This is a genomic window from Stutzerimonas stutzeri (genome assembly GCF_024448715.1).
In the GTDB taxonomy this organism is placed as follows: domain Bacteria; phylum Pseudomonadota; class Gammaproteobacteria; order Pseudomonadales; family Pseudomonadaceae; genus Stutzerimonas; species Stutzerimonas stutzeri_AR.
Window position 1 is genome coordinate 57,339 of the sequence record NZ_JAMOHZ010000010.1, and the last position, 21,825, is coordinate 79,163.

Here is a 21,825-nt window from a genome sequence, read left to right on the forward strand (position 1 = left end):
GCAAGCTGCAGCGTGCAGCAGGGCCGCAATAAGCTTCGACAAGAATCGATCTAACGGCCTTGATTCTTGTCTTCCAGCGCAAGCTGATAAAGCAGATTTTTCCTGACGCCGGTTATCTCCGCCGCAACAGCCGCGGCGCGCTTCACAGGCAATTCCGCCAATAGCAACTGCAGCACTCGGCGCACATGTGCATCGACCGCATCTCCGCCCTGCGGTGCCTGCCAGCCGCCAACCACGAGCACGCACTCGCCCCGCTGCTGATTGCTGTCGGACTCCACCCAGGCACGCAGCTCTTTCAAAGGCAGCCCCTTCAAAGTCTCAAATGTCTTGGTCAGCTCACGCCCCAGCACAGCGGGCCGTTCCGCGCCAAACACCAACTCTAGGTCCTGAAGGCATTCGAGAATGCGATGCGGCGCCTCATAAAAGATCAGGGTGCGCGGCTCTTCCTTCAAATACTCGAGCCGCGTACGACGTGCCGCCTGCTTTGCGGGCAAAAATCCTTCGAATATAAATCGATCGGACGGCAAACCAGCAGCCGAAAGCGCCGCGATAAGTGCACAGGCACCGGGCAGCGGAACGACGTGCATGCCTGCCGCGCGCGCCCGCCTGACCAGGTGATAGCCGGGGTCAGATATCAGTGGCGTGCCGGCGTCGGAGATGAGCGCCACATCATCTCCCGCCAGAAGCCGCTCGATAAAGCGCCCCCCTTCATCGCGCTCGTTATGCTCATGGCACGCAGCCAATGGCGTGGCAATACCGAAGTGCTGCAGCAGTCGAGCCGAATGACGAGTATCTTCCGCCGCAATCAGCGTGACCTCCGCCAATACCCGCAGCGCGCGCGCGCTGATGTCCTCGAGATTTCCAATAGGCGTAGCGACAACATAGAGCGTGCCTGTAGCGGAATTCACGACATCTGATGCAGTCACAGGGCGTACCTCAAACAGGTAAAACGCGCATTGTAGCCCGTTTAGCGGTCACAACATCGCAGCCCCTACGAGGCTTGGGTACAATCCGTCGACACCCGCCAGTGCTTCCAGGAATGATCACATGATGGTTCGCCTTCGCCCGTTTCTCTTCTTATGTATTGCCGCCGTGCTTTCGGCCTGTGCCACCTCGCCGTCCTCGACCTTAGGCGAGCTACCGCGCACCCCGCAGGCCTCGACGCAGCAACTGCTGAAGGAAGCCGATGCCAGCGACCCAGCCGAGGCTGCATTGCTGCGGCTGTCCGCAGCTGACCAAAGTATCCAGCAGGGCAACCGAGCCCAGGCACGACAGATTCTTGAGCAGATCACCATTGACCAGCTGATGCCTGCACAGCAGATGTTTGCGCGGACGCTGCAAGCCGAACTGGCATTGGCCGACAACGACCCGCAGCGCGCCCTCGAAGCTTTGCAGCATCCAGCATTCGGGCGCCTCGCAGAGCTTCCCGTAGACCAGCAACTGCGCACTCAGCTGGCGCGGGCGCAAGCGTTTGAGGCAAACAACCAGCCCCTCGACGCGGCACGCGAACGAACCTTCATCGCACCACTGTTGAGCGGTGAGTCGGCGAAGCAGAACCACGAGGCCATCTGGGCACTCGTTTCCAAGCTACCGGCAGACCAGCTACAACCGACCACAGATACAGATCTTTCCGGCTGGCTGACCCTTGCAACAACCATAAAGCAGGCCGGCACGCTCGGTCAGCAGCAACGCGCGATCGACGCCTGGATTCAACAGAACCCCAACCACCCAGCCGCACGACGCTTACCGGATCCATTGGTTAAGTTGCGGGAATTGGCTGACCAACCGCTGTCACACGTAGCGCTTCTGTTGCCAATGGAAGGCCCCCTGGCCAGCGTAGCGCGCGCTCTGCGTGACGGCTTTCTCGCCGCTCACCTAAAAGCACAGCGAGACCTGAAGATCGAGTTGTTCGACAGCTCCCGGCTATCCTCCCTGGATGACTTTTACCGGCAAGCAAGCGCATCGGGTGTTGAACTCGTTATCGGCCCGCTGGACAAGGATCTGGTCCGTCAACTGGCCGATCGGGAGCAACTTCCGATCACCACCCTTGCGCTGAACTACAGCGATGCAAACCAGAAGGTGCCACCGCAGCTGTTCCAGTTCGGCCTTGCCGCGGAGGACGAGGCACGCGAAGTAGCGCGCCGGGCCTGGGCCGACGGGCACCGCCGGGCAATAGCGTTGACGCCTCGTGGCGAGTGGGGCAATCGGATATTTGAAGCCTTTCGCCAACAATGGCAGGAGCAGGGCGGAACAGTGGTTGCTGCCGAATCCCTCGCCGAACCGATCGAGCTGGCCAGTCAGATAGCCGACCTGCTGCAGGTACGCAGCAGCCCCAGCCCCGAATCGAAGCCAACGCGGCGCCAGGACGTCGATTTCCTCTTCCTCGCGGCGACTCCCCAACAGGCTCAGCAAGTAAAGCCCACATTAATATTCCAGTACGCCGGGGATCTCCCGGTCTACGCCACCTCCCACCTGCATGCCGCAACGGATAACCGCACCCAGTACCTTGACCTGGAAGGTATCCGCTTCACCGAAACGCCATGGCTTCTCGATCCCCAGCTACCACTTCGCCAGGAGATCGAACGCAAGTGGCCACAGGCCCGCGGAAGCCTCGGCAGGCTCTATGCGATGGGTGCCGATGCGTACCTTTTGGCACCACGCCTGAATCAACTCCTGGCCTTGCCGGAAACACGACTGGAGGGGCTTTCGGGAATTCTCAGCCTGACTCCTGAACAGCGTATCGAGCGTCGTCTTCCATGGGCCGAGTTCCATGACGGCGAGGTCCAGCCGCTCAGGGAAACGTTGTATTGACAACCACCGACAAACAGCACAGCGGGCAACTGGCGGAAACCTATGCGCAACGTTATCTGGAGCGACATGGCCTGCGCCTGCTGCATCGCAACTGGTCCTGCCGTAGCGGCGAGCTTGATCTGGTCATGCTAGATGGCGATACAGTAGTATTCGTCGAGGTTCGCTATAGGCGCCACGCCGCTTGGGGCGGCGCACTTGAAAGCGTCGACCAACGCAAACAACGGAAGCTGATCAAGGCTGCTCAGCTATTTCTGCAGAAAGAAGGCCGGTGGTCTCGACACCCGTGCCGCTTTGACGTTGTCGCCATCGAGGCGACCGACACCGCAGATACACCTAACTGGATCCGCAACGCGTTCGATGGCTGAGCCCGACATTCGCAACCGCACCGGCAGCTCCAAGATCGTTTACGGCATGGCCCACGCGGGCCAGCCCGTCATTTGAAGGTCAAACACCGATGGACATGCAAACCCGTATACGCCAACTTTTCCAGGCCAGCATCGAAACCAAGCAGCACGCGATGGAGGCACTTGCTCCCTGCATCGAGCAAGCCGGACAAGTAATGGTCAATACGCTGCTCAGCGAAGGCAAGATCCTGACCTGCGGCAACGGTGGCTCTGCGGGCGATGCCCAGCATTTTTCCTCCGAGCTGCTCAACCGATTCGAGCGCGAGCGTCCCAGCCTGCCGGCAATAGCCCTGACAACCGACAGCTCGACAATCACCTCGATTGCCAACGACTACAGCTACAACGAGGTCTTTTCCAAGCAGATTCGCGCACTGGGTCAACCTGGCGATGTGCTTCTCGCGATTTCCACCAGCGGCAATTCCGCCAACGTCATCCAGGCGATACAGGCCGCTCATGACCGTGAAATGCTTGTGGTAGCACTGACCGGTCGCGATGGTGGCGGCATGGCTTCGTTGCTGCTCCCCGAGGATGTCGAGATACGCGTACCGGCAAAGGTGACCGCGCGCATCCAGGAGGTGCATCTGCTAACGATTCATTGCCTTTGTGATCTGATCGATAACCAACTGTTCGGGAGCGAAGAATGAACCCGGTTCGATTGCACGCGTTTACGCTTGCGCTGTGCCTGGCAGCCACGGGCTGCAGTTCAGTACTCACCGCCACGCGCGATGACCCCATCAATGATGACAGGGGAACCCGCACGATCGGCAGCAGGATCGACGACTCGCTGATCGAGACCAAGGCCGCGGTAAACATAGCCAAAGCCCACCCCGACCTGGACCAGGCGTCGCATATTGTCGTTGCCAGCTATAACGGCGTGGTGTTACTCGCCGGACAGACGCCGCGCAGCGAACTCAAAGAAGCAGCCGAACAGGCGGCAAGCTCCGTCCAGCGCGTCAAGCGCGTGCACAACGAGCTTCAGGTATTGCAACCTTCCTCAGCACTAGCCCGCAGCAATGACTCGTGGCTGACCACCAAGATCAAGGCACAGATGCTGACTGACGAAAACGTACCGGGCTCACGCATCAAGGTGATCACCGAGAACGGCATTGTCTACCTGCTCGGCCTCGTCACTCGCCAGGAAGGCAACCGCGCCACTAGCGTGGTGCAAGGCGTTTCCGGCGTACAACGCATCGTGAAGCTGTTCGAGTATATCGATTAGCGGCAGCCCTCAAGCCTCACGCCAGTTGAGCGGAACCAAAGCCCCGTCAAACCGGATAGCTTTGGTCCTTACTTATGGCTTGAGGCTTGCCGCCGCTTACTTAACGACTTTCAGGCTAGGGCGCTTTGCCGAAGCTGGGCGCGACGATGCGCCTGAATCAGTCGAGGAATCGTCACTGGGCGTATCGTCCTCGGGCGGCGTCGACTCGATCTCAAACACCATGCCCTGTCCGTTCTCACGCGCATAGATCGCCATCACCGCAGCGGATGGCACATGCAGCCTGTGCGGAACGCCACCGAAACGTCCCTCGAAACTGATCGCGTCATTGTCCATTTGCAGCTGGCGTACGGCACTCGGCGCAACGTTCAATACTATCTGCCCGTCACTGGCAAAACCCGCCGGCACTTGAACCCCAGGGTGCTCGACATTGACCAGCACGTGTGGCGTGTACTCGTTGTCCACGATCCACTCATACAACGCCCGTACGAGATAAGGACGACTTGAAGTCATATACAGCCTCTCTTAGCGCATGCCGCGCTCAACGGCGGATAGACTGACCTGGAAGGCCTCACGAGCAAAATTAGTCTCCATATAGTCGAGCAGCGGTTTGGCCGCCCGTGGCAACTCTATTCCGAGTCTGGGCAAACGCCACAGGATGGGCAACAGACAGCAATCTACCAGACTGATCTCGTCGCTCATGAAGAAAAGTTTTTCGGCGAACACTGGTGAGACCCCCGTGAGGCTCTCACGCAACTCCTTGCGTGCCTGAGCCCGCACCGCGTCGGCAGTACGGCGATCAGCGATTTGATCCACCAGTGCGCACCAATCCCGCTGAATTCGATGCACCAGAAGTCGCGTATTTGCCCTGCCCACCGGATAGACAGGAAGCAACGGCGGGTGCGGATAACGCTCTTCCAGATACTCAGTGATCACATTAGGCTCGTACAGCGCCAGATCACGATCCACCAGCGTAGGCACGCTGGCGTACGGGTTTACCTCGATCAACCTGCCCGGGCAATTTGCCGGGTCGACGTCAATTATCTCGACGCTGACGCCCTTCTCGGCGAGTACATAGCGCACTCGGTGCGAATAATGGTCGGCGGGATCGGAATAGCAGGCCAACCGATTGGTCGTGGCCATAGGGTCCCTCCTTTGCTGAATTATCGAATGGCAGAAAAACGCGCGCGCCCAGAAGGGCGCGCGCAGAGTACCGCAAAACAGCTAAGGGGTCAGTGGACGTCTTTCCAGTATTCGCGCTTGAGCAAATAGGCGAACACGAAGAAGAACGCCAGGAACAACAGCACGTAGGTACCGATGCGCTGGCTTTCCAATTTGACCGGGTTGGCCGAGTAAGCCAGGAAGGTCACGAGATTCTTGATCTTCTCGTCGTACTCCGCTTCGGTCAGCTCACCAGTGCCTTTCACGACCGTCAACACGTGGCAGTCCTCGTGCGTGATCGGGGTGCCGGTGAGTGGATCGAATTGCTTGCGGCCATCTTCAACGACCTGAACCTGCTTGCATGCAACCGACTCGCCCTCAGGCAACTTGCTCGGCAGCACCTGACGGCCCTGAAGCGGTGCCAGCACGTGAGGCATGCCCACGTTCGGGAACACGGTATTGTTGACGCCGTAAGGACGCGTAGGGTCTTCATAGAAGCTACGCAGGTAAGTGTAGAGCCAGTCATTACCACGAACTCGCGCTACCAGCGTCAGGTCCGGCGGAGCCGCACCAAACCAGCCTTTGGCATCTGCCGGCTTCATCCCGATCTTCATGTGGTCGCCAATCTTGGCGTCACTGAACACGACCTGGTCCAACATCACTTCCTCTGGAATGCCCAGATCGGTCGCAACGCGCTCGTAACGCTGATATTGCGCGCTATGGCAACCCATGCAGTAGCTGGCGAAGGTTCTCAAGCCATCCTGCAGCGCAACCTTGTCGGTCAGGTCGACATCCACTTCATCAAGGTGAACGCCACCGCCAGCGGCAAAACCGAATGCCGGCACCAGTGCAAGAATCAATGCAGCAAATTGCTTTTTCATCAGCCAGCCACCCTTTGCGGAACTACTTTGGTCTTCTCGAGCTTGGTGTAGAACGGCATCAGGATGAAGTAACCGAAGTAGATAGCAGTACAGATCCGAGATACCAACGTGCGCTCAGGAGTAGGAGCCAACACACCAAGCACGCCGAGGATGACGAAGGAGATGCAGAACAACACCAGCGCGATCTTGCTCATCCAGCCTTTGTAGCGCATGGATTTGACCGGGCTACGGTCCAGCCAGGGCAGCACGAACAGCACGGCAATCGCGGCGCCCATGGCGATAACACCGAGGAGCTTGTCCGGGACCGCACGCAGAATCGCGTAATAAGGCGTGAAGTACCAGACAGGCGCGATGTGCTCAGGCGTCTTGAAAGCGTTCGCAACCTCGAAGTTCGGCTTCTCCAGAAAGTACCCACCCATCTCCGGAAAGAAGAACACGATGGCGCAGAACACGAATAGGAACACCACCACACCGACGATGTCTTTGACCGTGTAGTAAGGATGGAACGGAATGCCATCAAGAGGCACTCCCGCTTCATCCTTGCTCTTCTTGATGTCCACGCCCATCGGGTTGTTCGAACCCACTTCATGCAGAGCAAGAATATGTAGCACTACCAAGCCGAGAATCACGATCGGCAGAGCGATGACGTGCAGCGCGAAGAAGCGGTTGAGAGTGATACCCGAGATCAGATAGTCGCCACGGATCCACTGGGTTAGATCGCCACCAATAACCGGAATGGCACCGAACAGCGAAATGATCACCTGGGCGCCCCAGTAGGACATCTGGCCCCACGGCAGCAGATAACCCATGAAAGCTTCAGCCATCAGTGCCAGATAGATCATCATGCCGAAGATCCATACCAGCTCACGAGGCTTCTGATAGGAGCCGTAGAGAATGCCGCGGAACATGTGAAGGTAAACCACGACGAAGAACGCCGATGCACCGGTGGAGTGCAGGTAGCGAATGATCCAGCCGTACTCCACGTCACGCATGATGTATTCGACAGACGCAAACGCACCCTCTGCCGACGGCTCGAAGCTCATCGTCAGCCAAATACCAGTGAGAATCTGGTTGACCAGAACCAACAACGCCAGGGAGCCGAAGAAGTAGAGCACGTTAAAGTTCTTCGGTGCGTAGTACTTACTTAGATGGTCTTCCCACATCTTGGTCGCGGGGAAGCGCGCATCAACCCATTCCATGAACTTGCTCATCACGCGCTCTCCTGATCCACGCCGATGACGACTGTGGTATCCGTCTCGTACGTATGTGGGGGAACCGGCAGGTTCAAGGGAGCCGGCTGCCCCTTGAAGACGCGGCCAGCCAAGTCATATTTCGAACCATGGCACGGGCAGAAATAGCCGCCGAGCCAATCAGCGCCTAGATCGGGGGCCGCAACTTCTGGCCGGAAGGATGGTGAGCAACCCAGGTGCGTACAGAGCCCAACCACAATTAGCAGCTCTGGCTTGATCGAGCGAACCTGCGGATCGACATAGGCTGGCTGTACGGATGCTTCAGACTTCGGATCAGCAACCCTATCGGTGAGCTTGTCCAGGTTAGCCAGTGCCTCCTCGGTACGACGCACGATAAACACCGGCTGGCCACGCCATTCGGCGATCATCTGCTGGCCCGGCTCGATCTTACTGATATTTACCTTAACCGGTGCGCCGGCCGCCTTGGCCTTGGCACTCGGGAACCACGATCCCACAAACGGGACCGCGGCGCCCACCGCTCCTGCAGCACCTACTACCGAAGTAGCGGCTACAAGGAAGCGACGCCGGCCAGCATTCACGCCGTCATTGCTCATTCAGTCGTCTCCCATCAGTTTCTTATGGCCTACCGAAAGCAGGCGTCTACTACGTGCGTCTACCGTAAAACGAGGCCGCGAAAAAATTCGCCAAATGGTAAAGAAAAGCCCCTCGCATGACAAGGTAATAACCTGACACAACTCAGCTCAAAGCCCCGAAAATCGGGGCATTGAGCGCGCGACAAGCTGTCGCAGGGTTTGCTATCGCCCATAAAAAAACGCCCAGTTTCGGAAGAAGCTGGGCGTTTTTTGTGAAGCTGATTAGCGCTTCGAGTACTGCGGACGCTTACGCGCTTTGCGCAAACCGACTTTCTTACGTTCAACTTCACGAGCATCGCGAGTAACGAAGCCAGCCTTGCGCAGAGCAGGACGAAGAGCCTCGTCATAGTCCATCAGTGCACGAGTGATTCCGTGACGGATCGCACCGGCCTGACCACTCACACCACCACCGAGAACGGTGACGTAGATGTCGAACTTCTCGACGGTCTCGGTCAGCTCCAGCGGCTGACGAACAACCATGCGGGCGGTTTCGCGCCCGAAGAAGTTATCCAGCTCACGATTGTTGATGGAAATCTTGCCAGTGCCCGGACGCAGGAAGACGCGCGCGGTTGCAGTCTTGCGACGGCCAGTGCCGTAATTTTGAGTCGCCGACATAATGAACTATTCCGTTAAATCTTCAGTTCTTGGGGCTGCTGAGCGGTATGCGGATGATTGGCACCCTTGTACACCTTCAGCTTACGATACATGTCGCGACCCAGCGGATTCTTAGGCAGCATGCCTTTGACCGCGGTCTCGATCACACGCTCTGGCGCCTTGGCGATCAGCTTCTCGAAGTTGATCGACTTGATGCCACCCGGGAAACCGGAGTGAGAGTAGTACATCTTGTCGGTGGTCTTGGCACCGGTAACACGTACTTGCTCGGCATTGATAACGACGATGTAATCACCGGTATCGACGTGAGGGGTGTATTCCGCCTTGTGCTTGCCACGCAGGCGGCTAGCGATTTCGGTTGCCAGACGACCCAGGGTCTGGCCGGCAGCGTCGACGACGAACCAGTCGCGCTTGACGGTTTCCGGTTTAGCAGTAAAAGTCTTCATTCGTTATAGCCTCAGGGGCCGCCCTGAAAATAAGACGGCGAATCTTACTGAATGGTGCTCGCCCTGGCAAGGCCAGGACAGCCGGAAACAGACGCTATCGGGGGCTCGGGTCAGCGCGTCCGCTACGGCAGTGTTTGGTAGGCTAGGCATCCCCTACCTTGTTTTTGCGTCAGCGGGCTAGGCATCCCCGGCGACAGGCTGCGGAATTATCCTGATTACGAGCAAAATAGCAAGCCGCTTCGACTCTCAAGGCGGCGAAGGCGGCAATTTCCGCCTGGGCCGAAGCGATCGCCCAGAATACTCCCCAGCTAGCAAGCTTTAGAGAGATGCTCCAAGCCAGCCAGGTGGCGGAGCAGAAACTTATCAGTCAGCAAACCATCCGACACACAAGATCATCAAAAGGACACCGTATGGAACAGCGCCAGCTAGGCCGCACCGACCTAAAAGTCAGCTCACTTTGCCTAGGCACAATGACCTGGGGCGAACAGAACGAAGAAAGCGAAGCCTTCGCCCAACTGGATCGCGCAAAGGGAGCGGGAATCAATTTCATCGATACCGCAGAAATGTATCCGGTGCCGCCGAAGCCCGAGACCTATGCGACCACCGAGCGTTTCATTGGAAACTACTTCAAAGCCCGCGGGAACCGAGCCGACTGGATCCTGGCGAGCAAGATTGCCGGACCGGGCAATGGCATCAGCCACATTCGTGAAGGCCAGCTGAAGCTAAACCGTCAACACATCGTTGCCGCCCTCGACGCCAGCCTGAAGCGTCTCCAGACGGACTGGATAGATCTCTATCAACTGCACTGGCCCGAGCGCAGCACCAATTTCTTCGGTCAACTCGGCTACCGACATCAACCAGAGGACTTCACCCCGCTTGAAGAAACGCTGGACGCGCTCGGCGAGCAGGTAAAGGCCGGAAAAATTCGCCATATCGGCCTGTCCAACGAAACCCCATGGGGCACGATGAAATTTCTGCAGCTGGCCGAATCCAGAGGCTTGCCGCGTGCGGTGTCGATTCAGAACCCGTACAACTTGCTCAACCGCAGCTTCGAGGTGGGTCTGGCAGAAATAGCGATCCGTGAGCAATGCGGCCTGCTTGCCTATTCACCATTGGCGTTCGGCATGCTCAGCGGCAAATACGAGCAGGGCGCACGCCCCGCCGGCGCGCGCATAACCATGTTCAGCCGCTTTGCCCGCTATACCAATCCACAGGCACAGGCGGCCTGCTCCCGCTATGTCTCCCTCGCTCGCGAGCACGGTCTGGATCCGGCACAGATGGCCCTGGCTTTTGTGACGCAGCAACCCTTCGTGACCAGCAATATCATTGGCGCGACATCGCTCGAACAGCTGGATAGCAACCTTGCGAGCTCCGATCTGAAGTTATCTGCCGAGGTGCTTGCGGCGCTAGAGTCAATCCACAGCGCGCAACCCAACCCAGCCCCCTGATGCAATTGCCTGGTATCCAAACGCGCGCCAGCCCAAGCTCATAGCCGCAGCGTTATACTGCTGCGGCTGTTAAAGCCTGATTAGAGCCGCGCCGAGGAGAAGCGAGGATGATTGCTGCCGAACTGCTCGCACCGTCCACCCTCCTCACAGGCTGGCTGCTGTACGCCGCCGGCCTGGTATGGGCTTGCGTGCGAGCGCCCTGGGTGGAGCTCTTCAGCGACATCCGACGCCAGCATCTGTTGTTCGGCGCTGTGCTGGCAATTTTTCTGCTCTGGCTGGTCCGACGGGATTTCGACTCCGGGCTGTCCTTCCACTTTATTGGCCTGACTGCCGTGACGCTGCTGCTGGATTGGCCACTGGCCATCCTCGCGGCATTCATTGCACAGCTCGGCCTGACCGTAACAGGTCATCAGCAGTTGATTGCGCTAGGCGTCAACGGGGTATTGCTGGTGTTGATTCCTGTCGCGGTAACCGAACTCTGCGCGCGACTGGTCGAGCGATCGCAGCCGCGCAACCTGTTCGTCTACATCTTCTTTTCGGGCTTTTTCGCAGCCGGACTCGCCGCGCTTCTCTGCATTCTTGCCGGGCTCGGAATCTTATTGATCGATGGCCGCTATCCGATGCCACCCTGGCTCGATGACTTCGCCGGCTACATCTGGCTAGTGATGTTTCCCGAAGCGTTCATCAACGGAACCATTGTCAGCGCGCTCGTGGTGTTTTATCCCGACTGGATGGAGACCTTCAACCGCAGCCGCTATTTGCAAGCGCCGCGGAAAGACAATGGCGACAAGCAGGCCTGATCGGAGCTACATCGACTGCTCCACCAAACAACTGAGACCCTCGCATCAGACTCAATGCTGGCGAGGCGGCATATCATCCGAAAACAGATCATCTTCGAGCTCATTACCCGGAATCGCATGTTCCTCCGATGCCCAGGCACCAAGATCGATCAATTTACAGCGATCGGAACAGAAAGGCCGATTTGGGCTCTGCACGCCCCATTCGACCGGCGCACCACAGGTAGGGCATTCAACAACCGTAGTACTCATTCCTGACCTCCTCGTAGCGTCAGATAAAATTTATGCAGACGTTCAACCTCTGCCTTCAGCCATTCAAGATCGCGGTCGTTGACCAATACGTCATCTGCATGACGCAAGCGGTCGTCCCGACTGGCTTGAACCCTGAGGATGGCGCGAATTTGCTCCTCGCTGGACTGATCCCGCAGGACTGCGCGTTGCAGCTGTACCTCTTCAGGCACATCGACCACCAGCACGCGGTCGGCCTGCCGGTATTGACCGGACTCGATCAATAACGGAGACACCATAATGGCGTACGGAGACTGCGCGCGAGCCAGGTGCTCGGCGATTTCCTGACGAATCAAAGGATGCAGCAGTTGCTCGAGCCATTTGCGCTGCTCTGGATCCTTAAAAACCAGTCTGCGTAGTACCGCCCGATCCAGGCTGCCATCGGCTGCAAGAACGTCCGCACCGAAGCGCTCAGCGATCAGACTCAAAGCCGGTCTGCCGGGCTCGACTACCCAGCGCGCGGCATGGTCCGCATCGACCCAGTGCACGCCGAGCCTACCGAACTGCTCGGCCACCGCGCTCTTGCCACTGCCAATCCCACCCGTCAAACCGAGGATCCACGGTTTCATCGTCGAACCATCCAGAGAAAACGACGCGCAGTAGTAACGCGTGAAAACCGAGGATGCAAGGAAGAAAATCGAGCCGATAAAAGCGCTAGCAAGACGCTCCCTCGGCAAGCAGAACGCTCAGGCCTTCAGAACCGGGCGAACTGAAGATAGCTTGAGGTGATCTGGTCGCCCCACAGCATCGCAATCCAACCGGCAATCGCCAGGTAGGGCCCGAAGGGGATCGGGGTGCTACTTTCAGCTTTTTGCACACGCAACATGATCGTTCCGAGCACCGCACCCACTACGGAAGACAGAAGAATCGTCAACGGCAAAACCTGCCAGCCGCCCCAGGCGCCCAGCATCGCCAGTAACTTGAAATCGCCGTAGCCCATACCCTCTTTGCCAGTGATCAGCTTGAACACCCAGTACACCGACCACAGGCTGAGGTAGCCAATAATCGCTCCCCAGAGCGCATCCGAAAGCGAAGCAAACAGCCCGAAGCTATTGACGATCAGCCCCAGCCACAGCAGCGGCAGCACGATCGAGTCCGGCAGCAGTTGATGGTCGACGTCGATCATACTCATCGCCAGCAAACCCCAGGTCACCAGCAGCATGGCGCCGGCCTGCCAGGAAAAACCGAGATGCCAGGCGACATACGCCGACAAGAGCCCGCAAAGCAGTTCGATAATAGGATAACGACGGCTAATCGGCGCCCGGCATGACGAACATTTGCCACGCAACGCCAGCCAACTCACCAGCGGAAGGTTCTCCCACGGGCGAATCTCATGGTCGCAATGCGGACAATGAGAATTCGGTAGGACGAGATTGAACGCTGCACCGGCGGGCTCGGCAGGCAGATCGAGAAACTCACGCGCCTGGGATCGCCAGTCCCGCTGCATCATGATCGGCAAGCGATGGATCACCACATTGAGAAAACTGCCGACCAGTAGGCCAAGCACCAGCGCGCACAAAACAAAGGCCAGCGTATTGCTGGCCAGAAAGGTGACTACATTCATGTTTAAACCACAGAGCCCAGCTGGAAGATCGGCAAGTACATGGCGATAATCAGACCGCCAACCAACACCCCCAAAACCGCCATGATCATCGGCTCCATCAGGGCAGTGAGGCCATCGACCATGTTGTCCACTTCATCCTCATAGAACGTCGCCACCTTGGCGAGCATCTCGTCCAGCGCGCCGGACTCTTCGCCAATTGCCGTCATCTGGATCGCCATACTGGGAAAGGTGCCGGTTGTACGCATCGAGAAATTCAGCTGCATACCACTGGAAACGTCATTCTTGACCTTCGCCGTAGCATTGCGGAACACCACATTGCCTGTGGCGCCCGCGACCGAGTCCAGCGCATCCACCAATGGCACTCCCGCAGCAAAGGTAGTGGAAAGCGTCCGAGCAAAGCGAGCCACGGCGGATTTGTACAAAATATCGCCAACCACCGGCACCTTCAACAGGACCCTGTCAAACCAGTTACGGAATTTCTCGGATCGTGTATGCGCTTGTTTGAAAGCATAGGCGGCACCGATAAGGCCGATCAGTACGACATACCACCATTCCTGTAAGGCTTCCGATAGGCCGATCACCATCAAGGTGAACGCCGGCAGCTCGGCGCCGAAATTGGCAAAGACGCTCTGGAACTGCGGAACCACCTTGATAAGCAAGATGGCAGACACGATGATTGCCACCAACACCACGGCAATCGGGTAGTTCATCGCCTTCTTGATCTTGGCCTTCAGCGCCTCTGTCTTTTCCTTGTAGGTCGCTACTCGATCAAGCAATGTTTCCAACGAGCCGGACTGCTCGCCGGAGTCAACCAGGTTGCAATAAAGATCATCGAAGTATTGCGGCTTCTTGCGAAGCGACGAAGCAAAGCTGTTACCCGCCGCGACCTCCTGTTTAAGGTCGTCCACCAGTTTGCGCATATTCTGGTTATCGAACCCCTCACCGATAATGTCAAAAGACTGCAGTAGCGGCACGCCAGCTTTCATCATGGTCGCCATCTGCCGGGTGAACAGGGCGATATCCATCGGCTTGATCTTTTTTCCGGCACTGAACAGCGAAACCGACTTTTTGCGAACCTTTTGTGGATTGACGCCCTGCTTGCGCAATTGAGCCTTGACCAGCGCCGGGCTGACGCCGCTCAGCTCGCCTTTTACCTTTGCGCCTTGCTTATTCGTTCCTTCCCAGGTGAAGATACTGGTTTTTACCGCTTTCTGCGCCATGTTAGTCCTTGGTCACCCGGTTGACTTCTTCCAGGCTGGTCACGCCCTGCATGGCCTTGACCAAGGCCGAGGTTCGCAGATCGTTGAAGCCGTCTTTACGCATCTGGGTGGAGATATCGATGGAATTACCGTCCTCCATGATAATCCTGGCCAGCGACGGCGTGTTTTTAACCACTTCATAAATACCGACACGGCCTTTATATCCACCCTTGCAATTATCGCAGCCAACCGGGCCGTAGATTTTGAAGGTACCGATCTTATCGGCAGGGAAGCCCTCTTCCAGTAGGGCCTCCCTTGGCAGTTCCACTTCTTTTTTGCAGCTATTGCAGAGCTTGCGCGCCAGCCGCTGGGCGATGATCAGGTTCACCGAAGTCGCGATATTGAATGCCGCCACGCCCATGTTCCGTAGCCGCGTCAGGGTTTCTGCTGCACTGTTGGTGTGCAGGGTAGACATCACCATATGCCCGGTCTGCGCAGCCTTGATCGCAATTTCCGCGGTTTCAAGGTCTCGGATTTCGCCCACCATGATCACGTCCGGGTCCTGACGCAGGAAGGCCCGCAGCGCCTGAGAAAAGTCCATGCCCTGCCTAGGGTTGACGTTGACCTGGTTGATGCCCTCGAGGTTGATCTCCACCGGGTCTTCGGCGGTGGATATATTCACGTCCACCGTATTGAGAATATTCAGGCCGGTATAAAGGGATACCGTCTTGCCCGACCCCGTCGGGCCCGTTACCAGAATCATCCCTTGGGGCTGCTTGAGCGCATTCATGTACAGCTCTTTCTGATCCTCCTCGTACCCCAGCGCATCGATGCCCATTTGCGCACTGGAGGGGTCGAGAATCCGCATCACGATCTTCTCGCCCCACAGCGTGGGCAAGGTGTTGACGCGAAAATCGATCGCCTTGGTCTTGGACAGCTTCATCTTGATCCGGCCATCCTGCGGCTTGCGCCGTTCGGAGATATCCAGCCCGGCCATGACCTTCAGGCGCGCGGAGATACGCGGGGCCAGCTGGATAGGCGGACGGGCGACCTCATGAAGGATGCCATCGGTACGCAGGCGCACCCGATAGGCCTTTTCATAGGGTTCGAAGTGCAAGTCCGATGAGCCCCCGCGAATGGCGTCAAGCAGCATCTTGTTGACGAAACGAACGACCGGGGCGTCATCCGCAGCCTCACCGCCCTCTTCCGTCTTGCCGTCATCGCTGACGGTCTCGACATCGACGCCATCCAGATCGACCTCACCCAGATCTTCCAGTCCTGTCGACCCGCCGTCATACAGCTTGTCGATCGCATCGCCCAGCTTGTCGTCCTCAACCAGGATCGACTCAATGGTCAACCCGGTACTGAATTGAATATCAGAGATGGACTGATGGTTGGCGGGGTCGGAGATGGCTATATATAGCTTAGTGCCACGCTTGGAGAGCGGCAGCACACGGTGCTGACGTGCCAACTTCTCACTAATCAGGTCTTTGGGCAGTGAATCCTTATCTAGTGCAGACAAATCCAACAATGCGACACCGAATTGGTCGGACGCAAGCTCCGCTATGACACGGCCTTTCGCCAGCTTGTTCTGCACCACATAGCTAACGAAGGGAGTTTTGCTGCGAAGGGCCTGGACCTGTGCCTGCTGCGCTATTTTTTCATCCAGCACCCCAGCTACGACCATCTGCCGTGCCAATCCGGATAGGGAAATGTTTTCGCTCATGGTGGCCTCGATACAATCTGTGTCCGCCTTATAGCGCAGATGCCGGTGGCTGCAAACAAGGTCAGCGGCAGGTGACGTTCTTGGTCACATATCGCCCGCAAAGAGTCAGCCCAGATGTTGCAACTCGGCCTTTTCACCTCGACGCTTGAGGCGCGGGAAGCTATACAGCGCCCGGGAAGAGTCTTTCGGCAACGACAATTGGTTGAGGTGCTTCACAGTATTGGCCGCTGAGCTCAAGCCAAACGACAGCTGGCACGCGAACTGCTTTAGGTCTGCCAGGCTCACAGCCTTAACACTTAAAGGAGATTCAAATGAAAGCTCAGATGCAGAAGGGTTTTACTCTAATTGAATTGATGATCGTTGTAGCGATCATCGGCATTCTGGCCGCAATTGCACTGCCGGCATATCAGGACTATACCGTACGCTCCAACGCTGCCGCTGCCCTGGCCGAAATCACCCCCGGCAAGATTGGCTTTGAGCAGGCGATCAACGAGGGTAAAACTCCGTCGCTCACTTCTACTGACGAAGGCTACATTGGCATCACCAGCTCTACTTCTTACTGTACCGTGGCGCTTGATACTGCTGCAGATGGTCACATCCAGTGTACTGCCAAAGGCGGCAATGCCGGCAAGTTTGATACCAAAACAATCACGCTTAATCGTACCGCTGACGGCGAATGGAGCTGCGCCAGTACCCTTGACGCCAAGTACAAGCCAGGCAAGTGTTCCTAATCGAGCCTAAAAAAAAGAGCGGCTTTAACCGCTCTTTTTTTTCGCCTGCTTTTTACTTGGAGGAAACATGAAGCTTGTGAAAGTGTCGTGCCGCGGCTTTTCTCTAATTGAGCTGATGATCGTGCTATCCATCATCGGCATTCTTGCGGCCATTGCCTTTCCCGCTTATCAGAACTACACCGTGCGCTCGACAGCCGCTGCCGCCTTGGCCGAAATCACCCCGGCAAAGGCTGCGTTCGAGCACGCAATCAGCGAAAGTCACATCCCTTCACTTGTGTCCGGCTTACCGGGGTTTATTGGCATCGGCGCGAGCACCAACTATTGCACGGTGACGCTCATTACAGCGGCGACGGGGTCGATCACCTGCACCACCCGGAATGGCATGCCAGGGCGGTTCAACGGCAAAATCATCACCCTTACCCGCACGGCGGAGGGCTTGTGGGGCTGCACCAGTGACCTGGACAGCCAGTATAAGCCGGGGAAATGCCTCTAAACCTTCAGCCAACGAACTACACCAGATGCTCTTCTTTAAAAATAAAGGAATACTGATTGCGGCTTTTTTTCTGCTTGTTTTTTCGAGCACCAGCCTCAGTTATTGGCTGCTTGATTACAGCTGGCTGGAACAGCAAAGAATTACCCAGCTACTGCTCGTAGTTGCTGCCTCAGCGGCACTCCAGCTGGGTTACCTGCGTCGCCCTGGCGCCTTTGCCCCGCCCGGCAATGCAGTGTTATTGGCGTTTATCTTAGGCTTGGCTTCCGCGTTGTTATCTCAACACCCGCAATGGGCGCTGAAGGAGTGGGCAAAATATGCGTCCAGCCTGGCATTGATTATTTATCTCGGCCATGTTCTTCGCCAAACAGCCGCTCAACAACTAGCGCTTTTCATCCTCTTGGTCACGTCAGTACTGCTGGCCGTGCAATTTCTCGCCTTTTACCTGGCCTCTTTTTTTACCGGAACACGTGACGTCAACCCCTATTTGATGTATCCAGGGTTCGATAATCCGCGTTTTTATGGCCAGTTTCAAATACTGCTTATTCCTATTCTGCACGGCTTGTCATTCCAGCAGGGCTGGAACAAGAAGCTGTTTAACCAGAACGTCATCTATCTAGCTCTTTTATGGCAGTGGTGCATTGTCTGGGCGCTGGCGGGGCGTGGTGTTTTGCTAGGCCTCTGCATAGCGTGTATGGTCACTCTGCTGGCCACCGGCGCTCGCTACAAGGCACTACTGTTACAGGTTGCGACATTCGCCTTGGCCGGTGCGGCACTTTATTTTCTTCTTTTCTTCTGCATTCCCGAATGGGTGGGGCTGGCCAGAGATATACCTTCCGGTTTGAGGTTTGATCTTTCCAAGCGAGATGTTCTATGGCAGGGCGCATGGGAAATGATCCAAGCCCACCCGTTTCTGGGTGTCGGGCCTCTGCACTATTCGGCTGTATGGAACCATATCGGCGCACACCCGCATCAGGCTACCTTGCAGTTTCTTGCTGAATGGGGCATTCCGGCAACGTTACTATTTCTGTTCAGCATAATGACCGGCATGTTGCGAGGGATGAATAGAATTCGCAACAATACGGATGTACCTGACGCTGCGTTATGGATGGCCCTGCTGGCTTCGTTGACGCTTGCTCAAGTCGATGGTGTATTTGCCATGCCCTATACCGAAGGCTGGCTGGCGGTTATTGCCGGGTTGGCCCTAGCGCGCTGGGGAATCCCGGCAAGCGCTGCCGCCATTGCTTGCTCGATACGGCGTGGAATGTTCTCTATTCTTTTGCTGCTGGCCATAGCCATCATTGCGCGCATTTTGGTTGTGGAAGTTCCCTTGCTACATGAAACATCTATGAAGTTTTATGAAGAACACAATATAGGCAGCCCACCCAGGTTTTGGGATCAGGGTTGGATTCCGATGTGAGGCTCTGCATGTCCAATCCACGTATCAAGGCTTTTTCTCTTCACCTGCTGCTCTCTGCCTGCTTGGCGCTGGCGGTTGTTTGTCTGGTGTTCTTTATCTGGTACCCCAACCCGCTGCACACGGCGTTGGGCGTGACCAAGATATTTCTTATGCTAATAGCGATTGATGTGGTTCTTGGCCCTTGCCTTACTCTTCTGGTTTACAAGCAGAGCAAGAAGACCTTGGTCATGGATCTCTCGATAATTTGTGTTTTACAACTTGGAGCATTGCTGTATGGGTTGCATGCTGTGGCCGATGGTCGACCTGCATGGCTAGTGTTCGCTGACGACCGGTTCCACCTGGTGCGCGCCAACGATATTGACGGACGCAAGCTGGATGAGGCGAAAATAGAGTACCGAAGCCCTTCATGGATGGGGCCGAAGTGGGTTTCTGTGTTGGAGCCCGAGAGTGCCGACGAAAAAAGCGATTTGCTGTTTGAGTCTGTTTTAGCAGGTGTCGATATTTCACAGCGTCCTAATCTTTACCAACCGCTGAGCAATGTCGAACTCGCCGTGCAAAAAGCAGGAAAACCTTTGGCGTTGCTTGAGAAATATAATACTCCCAAGGCTGTCGAGGTCATTCTACAAACCTACCCTAAAGCAGGCGCCTGGCTGCCCTTAAAGGCCAATCAAAAAGACATGGTGGTGTTGCTGAGGGAAAATAGTGGCGAGGTTATCGCTATTGTCAATGCTCAACCATGGAATTAGAAACCGAGGAACTAGGGGCAGGTTAGGGTTTCTTGAAGCATCGCGTGCCACTCGGCGGGCTGCAACCGCCCTTACGGATCTGCCTAACGCTAGAAACAAAAACGCCCTGCAGATTGCAGGGCGCTTTGCTTTACGGCATCGCTCAGATAGCGCCGCGTTTGCGCAGCAAATCAATGACCTGTTTGGCGCCTTCTTCCACTGTCAAAGACTCCGTATCGATCACCAGATCCGCATTGCCCGGCACATCGTAGGGGAAGGATTCACCTGGGATATTGTCGCCGGCCGCCGCATACAGACCCTGCGGGTCGCGCTGTTGGCAGGCTTGCGGTGAGGCCTGGACGTAGACGGTAATGGCACGATCAGCACCAATCAGCGCTTTGGCCTGTTCCCGACCTTCGGCATCCGGCGCAACGAAGGCTGCCAGGGTCAACAGGCCCGCCTCGTTGAACTGACGAGCCACGTGAGCGGCACGGCGCCAGTTCTCGGTACGTCCGGCGCGGTCCTGCGGAAGGCCCTTGTTCAGGTCGTGGCGTAGATTCTGACCATCCAGCACATAAACGGCGCGGCCCATATCGAACAGCTTGCGCTCAACCGCGTAGGCCAGCGTGCTTTTGCCGGCACCGGACAAGCCGGTAAACAGCACGGTAGCCGGTTGCTGGCCAAAGCGCGTCGCTCGCTCTTCGGTGGAAACGTGCGCCAGCGCGCCGTGATGCCCAGAGGAGCCCTGAGCAATCGGATCAGCGATGATCATGCCCGCGCCAACAGTGCCATTGGTGAGGCGATCGATAACGATAAACGAGCCGGTGGTGCGGTTCTGCGCATAGCCGTCGAGGGCGATCGAGGCATCCAGGCTGACCTTGACCCTGCCAATCTCGTTGAGCTGCAGACTGCTGGCGGAACCATGTTCCAGAGTATTTACGTCGACCCGGTGGGTGATGCTGGCGATGGAACCCGGCACGTAGCTGGTCGCACGCTTGATGTCGTATTTCTTACCGGGCAGCATCGGCTCGTCAGCCATCCACACCAGCATGGCGTCGAAGCTGTCGACGATGCGCGGCTGGTTGTCAGCGTGCACCAGCATGTCGCCGCGAGACACGTCGATCTCGTCTTCTAGCGTCACAGTGATCGCTTCACCTGGGGTTGCCTGCTCCAGTTCGCCATCGAAGGTGACGATAGACTTGACCTTGCTGCGCTTGCCGGATGGCAGAACCGTCACTTCGTCGCCTTTGCGCACGATGCCGCTGGCGAGCGTGCCGGCGAAGCCGCGGAAGTTCAGGTTGGGGCGGTTGACGTATTGCACCGGGAAGCGCAGATCGTCGAAATTGCGGTCGCCGGCGATCTCGACGCTTTCGAGAATCTCCATCAGCGACGGGCCTGCATACCACGGCGCTCGCTCGCTGCGGTTTACCACATTGTCGCCCTTGAGCGCCGACATCGGTACGAAGTGTAGCGACGACGGCTGCAGCTCGATGCGCTCGGCAAAGGCGAGATAGTCGGCCTTGATGCGCTCGAAAACGGACTGATCGAAGTCCATCAGGTCCATTTTGTTGATGGCCACGACGATGTGCTTGATGCCCAGCAGCGAGGTGATGAAGCTATGGCGCTTGGTCTGAGTTTGCACGCCGTAGCGAGCGTCGACGAGAATGATCGCCAGGTCGCAAGTGGACGCACCGGTCGCCATGTTGCGCGTGTACTGCTCATGGCCGGGGGTATCGGCGATGATGAATTTGCGCTTGGCCGTGGAGAAATAGCGGTAGGCGACATCGATGGTGATGCCCTGCTCGCGCTCAGCCTGCAGGCCGTCGACCAGCAGCGCTAGGTCGACGTCATCGCCAGTGGTGCCGGATTTTTTCGAATCGCGGGTGATGGCTTCGAGATGATCTTCATAGATCATTTTCGAGTCGTGCAGCAGGCGCCCGATCAGGGTGCTCTTACCGTCGTCGACGTTGCCGCAGGTTAGAAAGCGCAGCAGTTCCTTGCGCTCATGCTGGGCCAGGTACGCGAGGATGTCCTCGCTGATCAAATCAGACTGATGAGACATG

At 57.1% G+C, this 21,825-nt stretch carries 24 protein-coding genes; 10 read left to right on the top strand and 14 right to left on the bottom strand.

Annotated features, from left to right (window positions below; all coding sequences use genetic code 11):
- Positions 1-50: 50 nt before the first annotated feature.
- Positions 51-926 (bottom strand): 16S rRNA (cytidine(1402)-2'-O)-methyltransferase, encoded by an 876-nt coding sequence (gene rsmI, locus NAV33_RS19420; RefSeq protein WP_255983103.1) that lies wholly within the window; start codon positions 924-926, stop codon positions 51-53.
- 124 nt (positions 927-1,050) lie between these two features.
- Here rsmI and NAV33_RS19425 point away from each other — a divergent pair, with 124 nt between their 5' ends.
- From NAV33_RS19425 to NAV33_RS19440, 4 genes are all read left to right on the top strand, one after another.
- Positions 1,051-2,811, top strand: coding sequence for a penicillin-binding protein activator (locus NAV33_RS19425; protein ID WP_255983283.1), 1,761 nt, complete (start codon positions 1,051-1,053; stop codon positions 2,809-2,811).
- Complete coding sequence (locus NAV33_RS19430) at positions 2,808-3,176, top strand: YraN family protein (protein WP_255983105.1); 369 nt, start codon at positions 2,808-2,810, stop codon at positions 3,174-3,176. Before NAV33_RS19425 ends, NAV33_RS19430 begins: the two co-directional genes overlap by 4 nt.
- An 89-nt stretch (positions 3,177-3,265) precedes the next feature.
- The gene (locus NAV33_RS19435) at positions 3,266-3,859 is read left to right on the top strand and encodes a phosphoheptose isomerase (RefSeq protein WP_255983107.1); all 594 of its coding nucleotides are present in this window, start codon (positions 3,266-3,268) and stop codon (positions 3,857-3,859) included.
- A complete protein-coding gene (locus NAV33_RS19440) occupies positions 3,856-4,434 on the top strand; it encodes a BON domain-containing protein (RefSeq protein ID WP_255983109.1) in 579 nt (192 codons plus the stop codon). Before NAV33_RS19435 ends, NAV33_RS19440 begins: the two co-directional genes overlap by 4 nt.
- A 96-nt stretch (positions 4,435-4,530) precedes the next feature.
- Here the strand turns inward: NAV33_RS19440 and NAV33_RS19445 are convergent, their stop codons facing one another.
- The 7 genes from NAV33_RS19445 to rplM all read right to left on the bottom strand — a co-directional run bounded on the left by NAV33_RS19445 (position 4,531) and on the right by rplM (position 9,374).
- Positions 4,531-4,944, bottom strand: a complete 414-nt coding sequence (locus tag NAV33_RS19445; protein ID WP_255983111.1) for a ClpXP protease specificity-enhancing factor — start codon at positions 4,942-4,944, stop codon at positions 4,531-4,533.
- Between the two features lie 12 nt (positions 4,945-4,956).
- Complete coding sequence (locus NAV33_RS19450) at positions 4,957-5,574, bottom strand: glutathione S-transferase N-terminal domain-containing protein (RefSeq protein ID WP_255983113.1); 618 nt, start codon at positions 5,572-5,574, stop codon at positions 4,957-4,959.
- Between the two features lie 89 nt (positions 5,575-5,663).
- On the bottom strand, positions 5,664-6,473 hold the full coding sequence (locus NAV33_RS19455; RefSeq protein ID WP_255983115.1) for a cytochrome c1: 810 nt from the start codon (positions 6,471-6,473) through the stop codon (positions 5,664-5,666).
- Positions 6,473-7,684: a cytochrome b gene (locus NAV33_RS19460; RefSeq protein ID WP_255983117.1), complete on the bottom strand. Its 1,212-nt coding sequence runs from the start codon at positions 7,682-7,684 to the stop codon at positions 6,473-6,475. The genes NAV33_RS19455 and NAV33_RS19460 overlap by 1 nt, the downstream gene beginning before the upstream one ends.
- The gene (petA, locus tag NAV33_RS19465; protein ID WP_255983119.1) at positions 7,684-8,277 is read right to left on the bottom strand and encodes a ubiquinol-cytochrome c reductase iron-sulfur subunit; all 594 of its coding nucleotides are present in this window, start codon (positions 8,275-8,277) and stop codon (positions 7,684-7,686) included. Before petA ends, NAV33_RS19460 begins: the two co-directional genes overlap by 1 nt.
- Before the next feature lie 261 nt (positions 8,278-8,538).
- Positions 8,539-8,931, bottom strand: a complete 393-nt coding sequence (gene rpsI, locus NAV33_RS19470; RefSeq protein ID WP_255983121.1) for a 30S ribosomal protein S9 — start codon at positions 8,929-8,931, stop codon at positions 8,539-8,541.
- Between the two features lie 14 nt (positions 8,932-8,945).
- Positions 8,946-9,374, bottom strand: a complete 429-nt coding sequence (gene rplM, locus NAV33_RS19475; RefSeq protein ID WP_019342644.1) for a 50S ribosomal protein L13 — start codon at positions 9,372-9,374, stop codon at positions 8,946-8,948.
- A 410-nt stretch (positions 9,375-9,784) separates the two neighbouring features.
- On the opposite strand from rplM, the gene NAV33_RS19480 reads away from it, so the two are divergent.
- Together NAV33_RS19480 and NAV33_RS19485 are read left to right on the top strand one after the other, a co-directional pair.
- Positions 9,785-10,822 (top strand): NADP(H)-dependent aldo-keto reductase, encoded by a 1,038-nt coding sequence (locus tag NAV33_RS19480; protein ID WP_255983123.1) that lies wholly within the window; start codon positions 9,785-9,787, stop codon positions 10,820-10,822.
- A gap of 107 nt (positions 10,823-10,929) precedes the next feature.
- The gene (locus NAV33_RS19485) at positions 10,930-11,622 is read left to right on the top strand and encodes an energy-coupling factor ABC transporter permease (RefSeq protein ID WP_255983125.1); all 693 of its coding nucleotides are present in this window, start codon (positions 10,930-10,932) and stop codon (positions 11,620-11,622) included.
- Positions 11,623-11,673: 51 nt separating this feature from the next.
- Here NAV33_RS19485 and yacG read toward each other — a convergent pair whose 3' ends face one another.
- The 5 genes from yacG to pilB form a co-directional block, all read right to left on the bottom strand.
- Complete coding sequence (yacG, locus tag NAV33_RS19490) at positions 11,674-11,871, bottom strand: DNA gyrase inhibitor YacG (protein ID WP_255983127.1); 198 nt, start codon at positions 11,869-11,871, stop codon at positions 11,674-11,676.
- Positions 11,868-12,476: a dephospho-CoA kinase gene (gene coaE, locus NAV33_RS19495; protein WP_255983129.1), complete on the bottom strand. Its 609-nt coding sequence runs from the start codon at positions 12,474-12,476 to the stop codon at positions 11,868-11,870. Before coaE ends, yacG begins: the two co-directional genes overlap by 4 nt.
- A gap of 125 nt (positions 12,477-12,601) precedes the next feature.
- Entirely contained in the window at positions 12,602-13,471 is an 870-nt protein-coding gene (locus tag NAV33_RS19500; protein WP_255983131.1) for a prepilin peptidase, read from the bottom strand.
- Positions 13,472-13,473: 2 nt separating this feature from the next.
- Positions 13,474-14,691, bottom strand: coding sequence for a type II secretion system F family protein (locus NAV33_RS19505; RefSeq protein WP_255983133.1), 1,218 nt, complete (start codon positions 14,689-14,691; stop codon positions 13,474-13,476).
- A 1-nt stretch (position 14,692) separates the two neighbouring features.
- Positions 14,693-16,396, bottom strand: a complete 1,704-nt coding sequence (gene pilB, locus NAV33_RS19510) for a type IV-A pilus assembly ATPase PilB (protein WP_255983136.1) — start codon at positions 16,394-16,396, stop codon at positions 14,693-14,695.
- Between the two features lie 311 nt (positions 16,397-16,707).
- Between pilB and NAV33_RS19515 the strand changes: the two genes are divergently transcribed.
- The 4 genes from NAV33_RS19515 (at position 16,708) to tfpZ (ending at position 19,783) form a co-directional block, all read left to right on the top strand.
- Positions 16,708-17,127 (top strand): pilin, encoded by a 420-nt coding sequence (locus tag NAV33_RS19515; protein ID WP_255983138.1) that lies wholly within the window; start codon positions 16,708-16,710, stop codon positions 17,125-17,127.
- A gap of 67 nt (positions 17,128-17,194) precedes the next feature.
- A complete protein-coding gene (locus tag NAV33_RS19520; protein ID WP_255983140.1) occupies positions 17,195-17,620 on the top strand; it encodes a pilin in 426 nt (141 codons plus the stop codon).
- Between the two features lie 25 nt (positions 17,621-17,645).
- Positions 17,646-19,037, top strand: coding sequence for an O-antigen ligase family protein (locus tag NAV33_RS19525; RefSeq protein WP_255983142.1), 1,392 nt, complete (start codon positions 17,646-17,648; stop codon positions 19,035-19,037).
- Between the two features lie 8 nt (positions 19,038-19,045).
- Positions 19,046-19,783, top strand: coding sequence for a TfpX/TfpZ family type IV pilin accessory protein (tfpZ, locus tag NAV33_RS19530; protein WP_255983145.1), 738 nt, complete (start codon positions 19,046-19,048; stop codon positions 19,781-19,783).
- A 142-nt stretch (positions 19,784-19,925) separates the two neighbouring features.
- Here tfpZ and cysN read toward each other — a convergent pair whose 3' ends face one another.
- Positions 19,926-21,824, bottom strand: a complete 1,899-nt coding sequence (gene cysN, locus NAV33_RS19535; protein WP_255983147.1) for a sulfate adenylyltransferase subunit CysN — start codon at positions 21,822-21,824, stop codon at positions 19,926-19,928.
- Position 21,825: the final 1 nt, after the last annotated feature.